Raw genomic sequence first — 2,409 nt, forward strand, 5'->3', positions numbered from 1 at the left:
AACGCATCCAGGATCGAATCGCTGATCGCGTCGCAGATCTTGTCCGGGTGCCCCTCGGTCACCGACTCACTGGTGAACAGCCTGCTGCTGTGCTGGCCCACGACGCTCCCTAACTGTCGATCCAAGAATGCCGCCAAGCTTACTGAGCGCAGCGGGGCGAGGAGTCACCGTTCGACCGTCGGTGCCACCGCGTCCCACAATGCGGACGCCAGGTGGGACTTCGAACCGTGCGGGATGGGACGTTCGGCCCCGTCGGCGGACAGCAGCCAGCCGGCGTTGTCCTCGACCTCGAACGCGCGGCCGTCACCGACGGCGTTCACCACGAGCCAGTCGCAGCCCTTGCGCTTGAGCTTCGCGCGGCCGTACTCCAGCACGCCGGTCTCGCCGTCGCCGGTCTCGGCCGCGAAGCCCACGACGACCTGCCCCGGTCGCCGCGCGGCGACCAGTTCGGCCAGGATGTCGGGGTTGCGGGTGAGCGCGACGGGGTCCGGGTCGCGGTCGGTCTTCTTGATCTTGTGCTCGACCCGGTCCACGGGCCGGAAGTCGGCGACGGCGGCGGCCATCACCAGGACGTCGGCCGTCTCGGCGACGGCGTGCATCGCGTCGCGCAGCTCCAGCGCCGAGCCCACGCGCACGACGTCCACCCCGGCGGGCGCGGCGAGGTCGGCGGTGTGCGCGGCGACCAGCGTCACCCGCGCGCCGCGCTGGGCGGCGACCCTGGCCAGCGCGTAGCCCTGCCGGCCGGACGAGCGGTTGCCCAGGAAGCGCACCGGGTCCAGCGGCTCGCGCGTGCCGCCCGCCGACACGGCGACGTGCACGCCTTCCAGGTCGCGCGGCAGCGCGTCGCGGCGCGCCAGCAGCAACCGGGCCAGGTCGACGATCTCGGCGGGCTCGGGCAGCCGGCCCTTGCCGGTGTCCTTGCCGGTCAGCCTGCCGCTGGCGGGCTCGGCCACGACCACGCCGCGCGAGCGCAGCAGCGCCACGTTGGCCCGCGTCGCCGGGTGCTCCCACATCTCGGTGTGCATGGCCGGCACGAGCAGGACCGGGCAGCGCGCGGTCAGCAGCGTGTTGGTGAGCAGGTCGTCGGCCAGGCCGTGGGCGGCCTTGGCGATCAGATTCGCCGTCGCGGGGGCGACGACGACCAGGTCGGCGTTCTGCCCCAGCCTGACGTGCGGCACGGACGGGACGTCCTCGAACACGCCGGCCTGCACGGGCTGCCCCGACAGCGCCTCGAACGTGGCCGCGCCGACGAACTTCAGCGCGCCCTCGGTGGGCACGACGCGCACGGAGTGACCGGACTCGGTGAGCCGGCGCAGCACCTCGCACGCCTTGTACGCGGCGATGCCCCCGCCCACGCCCAGGACGACCCTGGGGCGGTCGGGGGCGTCGGCGGTCTCGGTCACTCGCCCTCGGTGTGCTCGAGGAGGCCCGCGTGGATCTCCCGGAGCGCGATGGACAGCGGCTTCTCGCGCGGGCCGGGCTCGACCAGCGGGCCGACGTACTCGAGCAGGCCCTCACCGAGCTGCGCGTAGTAGTCGTTGATCTGCCGAGCGCGCTTGGCCGCGTAGATCACCAGCGCGTACTTCGAGCTGACCTGCTCCAGGAGGTCGTCGATCGGCGGGTTGGTGATGCCCTCCGGGGTGCCCGAGAGCGGGCCCAGCTCGGTGTGCGTGGTCACTCGTCAACGCTCCTGCGGTTCAGGGGTGGGTCTGCGGGTCGTCCCGTGCCGCTCGGCACTCGCTCACGCGCCGGGCACCGGGCCGACCACCAAGTTTAGCAAGCTCGCGGCGGCGGACTTCACGTCGTCGTTCACCACGACCTCGTCGAACTCCGGTTCGGCCGCCAGCTCCTCCCGGGCGATCTCGAGCCGGCGGGCCACGACGGCGGGGTCCTCGGTGCCGCGACCGGTCAGCCGGCCGACCAGGTCCTCCCAGGACGGCGGGGCCAGCATGACCAGCTGGGCCTCCGGCATCGCGACCCGGACCTGCCGCGCGCCCTGCAGCTCGATCTCCAGCAGGGACGGCGTGCCGGCCGCCAGGGCCCGCAGCACCGGGGCCTTGGGGGTGCCGTAGCAGTTGCCCGCGAACTCGGCGTGCTCCAGCAGCTCGCCGTTGGCGACCATCTCGCGGAACTCGGCGACGTCGACGAAGTGGTAGTGCACCCCGTCGACCTCGCCCGGCCTCGGCTTCCGCGTGGTCACCGAGACGCTGAAGTGGATCTCCGGCTCCATCCGGCGCAGCTCGGCCAGCACGCTGGACTTGCCGACGCCGGAGGGCCCGGACAGAACGGTGAGGCGGGGGGGGGGGCCGGGGCCCCCCCCCCCCCCCCGGGCCCCCCACCCCCCCCCCCGGAAAACGGGGGCGAGCCCCGAGTGGGATAAAAAAAAAAAGCCGACCCCCCGAATTTTGG

General features: G+C 73.1%; 4 protein-coding genes. All 4 read right to left on the minus strand.

All coding sequences use genetic code 11. The features are described from left to right. Positions 1–101: S-adenosylmethionine synthetase N-terminal domain-containing protein (locus ACFXGA_RS35005; protein ID WP_378095648.1), on the minus strand; the 101-nt coding region annotated here is incomplete at its 3' end. A 63-nt stretch (positions 102–164) separates the two neighbouring features. After that, positions 165–1,403 (minus strand): bifunctional phosphopantothenoylcysteine decarboxylase/phosphopantothenate--cysteine ligase CoaBC, encoded by a 1,239-nt coding sequence (coaBC, locus tag ACFXGA_RS35010; protein WP_378095611.1) that lies wholly within the window; start codon positions 1,401–1,403, stop codon positions 165–167. Continuing rightward, on the minus strand, positions 1,400–1,678 hold the full coding sequence (gene rpoZ, locus ACFXGA_RS35015; RefSeq protein ID WP_053721631.1) for a DNA-directed RNA polymerase subunit omega: 279 nt from the start codon (positions 1,676–1,678) through the stop codon (positions 1,400–1,402). Before rpoZ ends, coaBC begins: the two co-directional genes overlap by 4 nt. 63 nt (positions 1,679–1,741) lie before the next feature. Then, a complete protein-coding gene (gene gmk / locus ACFXGA_RS35020; RefSeq protein ID WP_378095651.1) occupies positions 1,742–2,284 on the minus strand; it encodes a guanylate kinase in 543 nt (180 codons plus the stop codon). Positions 2,285–2,409 lie beyond the last annotated feature (125 nt).

The sequence above is a fragment of the Actinosynnema sp. NPDC059335 genome (assembly GCF_042752395.1).
GTDB lineage: Bacteria > Actinomycetota > Actinomycetes > Mycobacteriales > Pseudonocardiaceae > Actinosynnema.